6 protein-coding genes are annotated in these 7860 nt (G+C 70.7%); all 6 read left to right on the top strand.

Annotation, left to right across the window (positions count from 1 at the left end):
• The first annotated feature begins 12 nt into the window (after positions 1-12).
• The 6 genes from ACH4FH_RS20905 (at position 13) to ACH4FH_RS20930 (ending at position 7718) form a co-directional block, all read left to right on the top strand.
• A complete protein-coding gene (locus ACH4FH_RS20905; RefSeq protein WP_398557358.1) occupies positions 13-1374 on the top strand; it encodes an extracellular solute-binding protein in 1362 nt (453 codons plus the stop codon).
• The gene (locus ACH4FH_RS20910) at positions 1371-2279 is read left to right on the top strand and encodes a carbohydrate ABC transporter permease (protein ID WP_398557359.1); all 909 of its coding nucleotides are present in this window, start codon (positions 1371-1373) and stop codon (positions 2277-2279) included. Before ACH4FH_RS20905 ends, ACH4FH_RS20910 begins: the two co-directional genes overlap by 4 nt.
• Positions 2279-3202, top strand: coding sequence for a carbohydrate ABC transporter permease (locus ACH4FH_RS20915; RefSeq protein WP_398557360.1), 924 nt, complete (start codon positions 2279-2281; stop codon positions 3200-3202). Before ACH4FH_RS20910 ends, ACH4FH_RS20915 begins: the two co-directional genes overlap by 1 nt.
• A 96-nt stretch (positions 3203-3298) precedes the next feature.
• Positions 3299-4000, top strand: coding sequence for a helix-turn-helix domain-containing protein (locus tag ACH4FH_RS20920; protein WP_398557361.1), 702 nt, complete (start codon positions 3299-3301; stop codon positions 3998-4000).
• Positions 4001-4204: 204 nt separating this feature from the next.
• Positions 4205-5005 (top strand): ABC transporter ATP-binding protein, encoded by an 801-nt coding sequence (locus tag ACH4FH_RS20925; protein ID WP_398557362.1) that lies wholly within the window; start codon positions 4205-4207, stop codon positions 5003-5005.
• A 157-nt stretch (positions 5006-5162) separates the two neighbouring features.
• Entirely contained in the window at positions 5163-7718 is a 2556-nt protein-coding gene (locus tag ACH4FH_RS20930; protein ID WP_398557363.1) for an ABC transporter permease, read from the top strand.
• Positions 7719-7860: the final 142 nt, after the last annotated feature.

Raw genomic sequence — 7860 nt, forward strand, 5'->3', positions numbered from 1 at the left:
GGAGGTCGTGCCGTGCGCCCCACCGCCCCGCTGATTCTTCTCACCGCCGCCGCCCTGGCCGCCGGCACACTCACCGCCTGCGGCAGCGGATCCGCAGGCGACCGGAACACCGTCCGGGTCGCCTTCATCAAGGACACCAACAACCGGGTGACGGTACGCGACGACTACGTCCGCCTGGTGGCGAAGCAGTTCGAGAAGGCCAACCCCGGCAAGAAGGTCAAGCTCATCCCGATCCAGGCGTCGGAGAACGACTACTACGCCAAGATCCAGCAGATGATGCGCTCCCCGAAGACCACCCCCGACGTGGTCTACGAGGACACCTTCCTGATCAACTCCGACATCAAGGCCGGGTTGCTGCGCCCGCTGGACAGCTACCTCAAGACGTGGGACGCGTGGGGGCAGTTCGAGGCAACCGCGAAGACCGCCGCCAAGGCACAGGACGGCAAGACCTACGGCGTCCCGGACGGCACGGACACCCGCGGTCTGTGGTTCAACAAGAAGTTCTTCGCGCGGGCCGGCCTGCCCACCACCTGGAAGCCCAGGACCTGGGACGACGTGCTCGACGCCGCCCGCACGATCAAGCGGAAGGTGCCCGGCGTCATCCCGCTGAACATCTTCACCGGCAAGGGCGCCGGCGAGGCCGCCGTCATGCAGGGCTTCGAGATGCTGCTCTACGGCACCGGCGAACACCAGCTCTACGACCCGGGCACGAAGAAGTGGGTCACCGGCAGCAAGGGCTTCCGCGACAGCCTGAGGTTCATCGACACCGTCTACAAGGAGGGGCTCGGCCCCGAGGTGTCGGACGCGCTCAGCCCCAACATTCAGACCAATGTCGTGGCCGAGCTGCTGCCCGAGCAGAAGCTCGCCATCGACCTGGACGGCTCATGGCTCGGCCAGCAGTGGCAGAAGACCGGCGGCAGGCCCTGGCCTGAGTGGTCCGGCACGCTCGGCCAGGCGCCGTTCCCCACCCAGCACGGCGACCCGCCCGGCAAGGTCAGCCTGGCCGGCGGCTGGACCTGGTCGATCCCGCAGCGGTCCCAACAGCCCGACCTCGCCTGGAAGTTGATCGAGACCTTCCAGTCGCGACAGAACGCCCTGGAGTGGTGCGTACGCGGCGCGCAGATCGCCGTCCGCAAGGACGTCGCCACCGACCCGCGCTATCTGAAGTCGGTGCCCGGCATCGGCTTCTTCACCGGCCTGGTGAAGATCAGCCACTACCGGCCCGCGCTGCCCGTCTACCCCCAGGTCTCCTCGGCGCTCGGCGAGGCGATGGAGGCGGTCACCGCCGACGACTCCTCGCCGGAGGCGGCGGCCGGGGAATACGACGAGCGGCTGAAGTCGCTGGTGGACGGCCGCGTCATCCGCAAGCCGTGAGCCGCGCCGCGGGGACCGCCCGCCCGGCCCGCGGCGCCCGCGCCACCGCCCGTGCGAGCCTGCTGCGCTGGTCCCCTCTCGCCCCCGCCACCGTCCTCCTGCTGCTCTTCCTCGCCGGGCCCATCGGCTACTGCGTCTACATCGCCTTCACCGACACCCAGCTGACCGGCCAGGAGTCGGCGTCCTTCGTGGGCCTGGCCAACTTCCGCCGCGCCTTCACCGACCACCACTTCCTCAACGCTGTCGTCCTGACGCTGGTGTTCACCCTGATCTCCTCGATCCTCGGCCAGAACACCCTCGGCCTCGCGCTCGCCGGCCTGATGCGGCGCGCGTCGCGGCCCGTACGCGCGCTCACCGGCGCGGTGGTGATCACCGCCTGGGTACTGCCGGAGATCGTCGCCGGGTTCCTGCTCTACACCTTCTTCGAACGTCGCGGCACCCTCAACGCCCTCCTGGATTGGCTCCATCTACCCACCCAGAACTGGCTGTTCACCCTCCCCATCCTCGCCGTGTCGTTCGCCAACGTCTGGCGCGGCACCGCGTTCTCGATGCTGATCTACTCCGCCGCGCTCGACGGGATCCCGCGGGAGGTCACCGAGTCCGCGCAGGTCGACGGCGCCGGCGGGGCGAAGCGGCTGTGGCACATCACGCTGCCGATGATCCGCCACTCCATCGGCACCAATCTGATGCTCAACACCCTGCAGACGCTCTCCGTCTTCGGGCTGATCTGGGCGATGACCCGCGGCGGCCCCGGCAGCCGCAGCCAGACGCTGCCGGTGTTCATGTACGACCAGGCGTTCATGAAGGCGCTGATCGGCTACGGAACCGCGGTGGCGCTGCTGCTGCTCGTGGTGGGCGCGCTGTTCTCCGCGGTCTATCTGCGTCTGATGCGCGAGGAGGTCTGATGTCACGCCTCGCCGTTCCCGGCACGAGGAGCGCCGACCCCCGCCCGGAGCGCCCGGAGCGCCCGGACCGCGCAACCGCCGGCCGCCGCAGGCCCCGCCTCCCCCGGTCCACCCGTCACCGCCTCGCCGCCGACGCCGGGCTGCTGGCGGCCGCGACGGCGTTCGCGATCCCGCTGGTCTGGCTGGTGCTGTCCTCCCTGGACACCGAGGCCACGCTGCGGGTGCGGCTGCCGAAGTCCCCCACCACGGACAACTTCTCCGCGGTACTGACCGACGAGATCACCTTCACGCCGATGCTCAACAGCCTGCTGCTGTGCGGCGGCGCGACCCTGCTCGCGGTCGCCTGCGCGGCCCTGGCCGCCTACCCGCTGTCCCGCTTCCGCGCCCGCTTCAGCCGCCCCTACCTGCTGACCATCCTGTTCTCGACCTGTCTGCCGATCACCGCGATCATGGTCCCGGTCTACGGGCTGTTCGTGCAGGTGAATCTGATCGACACCATGTACGGCACCGCGCTCTTCCTGGCCGCGACCCAGCTCCCCTTCGCCATCTGGCTGATGAAGAACTTCATGGACGGCGTTCCGAAGGTCCTGGAAGAGGCGGCGTGGACGGACGGCGCCTCCTGGCTGCAGACCCTGCTGCGGGTCGTCCTGCCGCTGATGGGCCCGGGCTTCACCGTCGTGACGATCTATACCTTCATCATGATGTGGGGCAACTTCTTCGTCCCCTTCATGCTGCTGCTCTCCCCCGAGCAGCTGCCCGCCTCGGTCAGCATCTTCACGTTCTTCGGCAACTACGGTGCCATCGCCTTCGGCGAACTGGCGGCGTTCTCGATCCTGTACTCGACACCCGTGATTCTTCTGTACATCATGATCTCCAGGCGCCTGGGCGGCGGCTTCGCGCTCGGCGGCGCGGTGAAGGGCTGACCATCGGCCACCAAAACCGACCCGTCCGTAGGTTCCTACGACATTCAACCTTGGTCATCCGCACCATAGGTGCGCAAGGGCACCGTCACTTACCGTGTGCCGGTGAACACGCACGCCGGGGATCAGCACAAGCCCCCCTTCGACGCCGAGGCCGCCAGAAGGCTCCGCGAGGCCCTCGGCATGACCCCCGCCCACGTTGCCTACGGCATCTGGGCCGCCTATGGCCTGCGCATATCGCCCTCGACCGTGGCGTCCTGGGAGCTGGGCGAGACCTCCCCCAGCGAGGCGGAACTGACCGCGCTGGCCGGCGCCCTGTGGTGCGCACCGGCCGAACTGCTCGGTGCCCCGGGAACGCTGCGTGAGTACCGCCTCGCGATCGGACTCGCCCCCGCGGACCTGGCGCTGCGCATCGGCATGGACCAGGGCGCGTACGAGCGTCTGGAGGACGGCGGGCGGTGGAGCGGCAACGACCGGCAGGCCGCGGCGCTCGCCGAGACGCTTCACCTGCCGCTGCCCGCACTGGTCCGGTTCACCGGCCAGGACACCAAGCTGACCGAGCTGCTGACCAGCGCAGCCACCACCCGCTGGCAGGCGTACGTCCGGCCGGTGGGCAAGCTCCTACCGCTCCCCAAGCAGCAGCTCCAGGACGTCCTCCAGGGGCTGCACGGCGACTACCAGGCAACCATGACCGCCTCGCTCAACTGGGGCGGCGGAGCCAGCGCCGACGCGTCCGGCAAGGCCGGGCAGGCATTCCTCACCGACATCCTGGCGGAGTTCTGGAAGCGGCTCGCACAGTAGGCGGTCCCCTAGGGCGGCACCCTGACAGCGCGTCGGCCGCGCGTCGGCCAAAGGTCGGACGGCGCTCCCCCCAGGGGATGACACCGGCGCCCCCGATAGGACTTCCGGCCGGTCCCGCTTTCGGTCCTTGCGGGTGAGGACCGAGCTGACCTGCGCAAACAAGAATGGGGACATCACATCGTCCGTCCCCTTCCAGGAGTCCCCGTGTCCCACGCGGCTGCCTTTCCGGGCTTTCCCGGTTCCCCCGCCCCCGCCCGAGCCACCGCGGCCGTCGCCGCGCGGGCGACGGATCTGAGCAAGGTCTACGGACAGGGGGAGACCCGCGTGGTCGCGCTGGACTCCGTCTCCGTCGAGTTCGGCAAGGCCCGCTTCACCGCCATCATGGGCCCGTCCGGCTCCGGCAAGTCCACGCTGATGCACTGCATGGCAGGACTGGACTCGGTCTCCTCCGGCTCGGCCCGGATCGGTGACGTCGAGCTGGCATCGCTGAACGACAGGCAGCTGACGCGGCTGCGCCGGGACAAGATCGGTTTCATCTTCCAGGCGTTCAACCTGCTGCCCACGCTGACCGCGCTGGAGAACATCACGCTGCCCATGGACATCGCGGGCCGCAAGCCCGACCGGCAGTGGCTGAACACCGTCGTCGAGACCGTCGGTCTGGGCGGGCGGATGGCGCACCGGCCGTCCCAGCTCTCCGGCGGCCAGCAGCAGCGGGTCGCGGTCGCCCGCGCCCTGGCCGCCCGGCCGGAGATCATCTTCGCCGACGAGCCGACCGGCAACCTCGACTCCCGCTCCGGCGCCGAAGTACTGGGCTTCCTGCGGGAGTCGGTGCGCGCGATGGACCAGACCGTCGTGATGGTCACCCACGACCCGGTCGCGGCCGGCTACGCGGACCGGGTGGTCTTCCTGGCGGACGGCCGGATCGTGGAGGAGCTGCACGAGCCGACCGCCGACTCCGTGCTGGACCGGATGCGGCTTTTCGACTCCAAGGGCCGTACTTCCTAGGACACGCCCCAGGGCGTCTCCGGGCGGGCTCCCCCGCCCCGGCACCGGCCCGCCCCGGCCGCCCGCAGCTTCGACCGCCGGGCCCGGCCCGCACCCGCGCGGCGCACCCGCCGCCCCTCCGTATCCGGCGCACCACGACTCCAGGACTGACCCCACCATGCTGCGTACCGCCCTGCGCAATGTCCTTGCGCACAAAGCCCGCTTGCTGATGACCGCGCTCGCGGTGCTGCTCGGCGTCGCCTTCGTCGCCGGCACCCTCATCTTCAGTGACACCGTCGGCGAGGCCGTCAAGAACGCCTCCACCAAGAACCTCAAGGATGTGGCCGTCTCCGTCCAGGCCGTCTCGGACAGCGACACCGGCGGCGGGCCGGGGAAGGACGGCAAGCGGGCCACCGCCCTCGACGACAAGCTGGCCGACCGCATCCGCGCCCTGCCGGGTGTGGAGTCCGTACGGCCCGAGGTGACCGGCGAGGCGACACTCGCCGCCAAGGACGGCCGGCCGCTCGGCGAGGGCCGCTTCAACCGCGCCGTCAACTACCGCCCGGACACCGGCGGCAAGGACAGCCGCTACCCGCTGGCCCAGGGCCGCGGCCCGGCCGCCGGCAACGAGATCGTGCTGGCCGCCGGCACCGCGCAGGCCGCCGGCTACCGCATCGGCGACACCGTGCGGTTCGCGACCGACGGGCCGGTGCTGAAGAAGAAGCTGGTCGGCACGGTCACCACCGACGACCCGCAGGTGACCGCGGGCGGCACCCTGGCACTGTTCGACACCGCCACGGCACAGAAGCTGTATCTGCACCCGGGCCAGTTCGACGAGCTGGTCGTGGCCGCCGAACCCGGTACCGATCAGCGGGCGCTGACCGCGAAGGTCCGCGAGCTGCTGCCCGAAGGGCGCGCCGAGGCGAGAAGCGGCGCCGAACTCGCCGCCGAGCAGACCCGGATGATCGCGCAGCAGAACAGCGCGCTGAGCCAGACCCTGCTGACCTTCGCCGGCATCGCCCTGTTCGTCGGTGTCTTCATCATCGCCAACACCTTCACCATGCTGATCTCGCAGCGCAGCCGTGAGATCGCGTTGCTGCGCGCGGTCGGTGCGTCGCGACGCCAGGTCGTCCGCTCGGTGCTGGCCGAGGCCGGCCTGCTGGGGCTGGTCTCCTCCGTCGTCGGACTCGCGTTGGGCACCGGTCTCGCCGTCGGCCTGCGGGCGGTCCTGGACGCCAACGGCGTCGGCTTCCCGGACGGGCCGCTCGTCATCAGCCCCACCGCGGTGCTCTCCGCGTTGGGTGTCGGGGTCGTGGTGACCGTGCTGGCCGCCTGGCTGCCGTCCCGGAAGGCGGCGAAGATCGCCCCGGTGGAGGCGCTCAGCAGCGTCGAGGCGCCGCCCGCGCCGCGCGGCCTCCTCGTGCGCAACATCATCGGCTCGGTGGTCACCGGTCTCGGCGTGGCCACCATGCTCTGGGTCTCGACGCTGACGTCCGGCGACGATCTGCCGATCGCCATGGCCGGCTCGATGCTGACGCTGACCGGCGTGATCATCCTGGCCCCGCTGCTGTCCCGCCCGCTGGTGTCGCTGGCCGGTCTGGTCACCACCCGGCTGTTCGGCGTCGGGGGCAAGCTGGCCAAGGAGAACGCGCTACGCAACCCGCGCCGCACCGCCGCGACCGCGTCCGCGCTGATGATCGGCCTCACCCTGATCACCGGCATGACGGTCGTCGGACACTCCACCCAGCGCGGCATGGACAAGATGGCGGCCACGGGAATGACGGCCGACTATCAGATAGGGACCTCGACCTTCGTCGGTCTGGACCCGGAGCTGTCGAAGAAGGTCGCGCGGCTCCCCGGCGTCGAGGCGATGGCCCCCCTGCGCGGCGCCGGGTTCAACGCCGACGGCGGCTACGGCTACCTCCACGGCACGGATCTCGACCAGATCGGCAAGGTCACTCACCTCACCTTCCGCAAGGGCTCGTTGGACGCGGTACGGGCCGGCGGCATCGCCATCTCACAGAGCGGCGCCAAGGAGCACGGCTGGGACGTCGGCGACCGGATCGGCGCCGAGTTCTACGACAAGAAGAAGGCCGAGCTCACCATCGCGGCGGTCTACGACGACAACGACATGCTCGGTGAGTCCTTCGCCGCCACGTCACTGGTCGATCCGCATCTGGAGCAGCTCAAGGACGACACGCTGCTGGTGAAGGCGGCGGGCGGCGGCTCCGAGGCGCTGGTCAAGGACATCCGGCACGCCCTCGGCGACAGCCCGCTGGTGAAGGTGCAGGACCACGACGACCTGCGCAAGGAGAGCGCCGGACAGATCGACACCGTCCTGAACATGGTCTACGGGCTGCTGGGCATGGCCGTCGTCATCGCGGTGGTCGGCGTGGTCAACACCCTGGCCATGTCGGTCTTCGAGCGGACCCGGGAGATCGGGATGCTGCGGGCGATCGGCCTCTCGCGCGGCGGCATCAAGCAGATGGTCCGGCTGGAGTCGGTGGTCCTCTCGCTGTTCGGCGCGGTGCTCGGCATCGGGGTGGGGATCTTCCTGGCCTGGGCCGGCGGCAGCCTGGTCGGCTCCTCGTTCCCCACCTACGAGATGGTGCTGCCCTGGGGCAGGATCGGGCTGTTCCTGCTCATCGCGCTGGTCGTCGGGGTACTGGCCGCACTGTGGCCGGCCCGCCGCGCGGCCCGGCTCAACGTCCTGGAGGCCATCGGCGCGCAGTGAGCGGCACCGCACACGGCGGCGGGGGGGGCCCCCCCCCGGGGGGGGGGGGCCCGGGGGGGGGGGGGGGGCCCCGGCCCCCCCCCCCCCCGGGGGCCGCCCGGGGCCGCGGGGGGCCGGGCGGGCCCCCGCCCACCACCACCCC

The sequence above is a fragment of the Streptomyces sp. NPDC017993 genome (genome assembly GCF_044328065.1).
Lineage (GTDB): Bacteria > Actinomycetota > Actinomycetes > Streptomycetales > Streptomycetaceae > Streptomyces.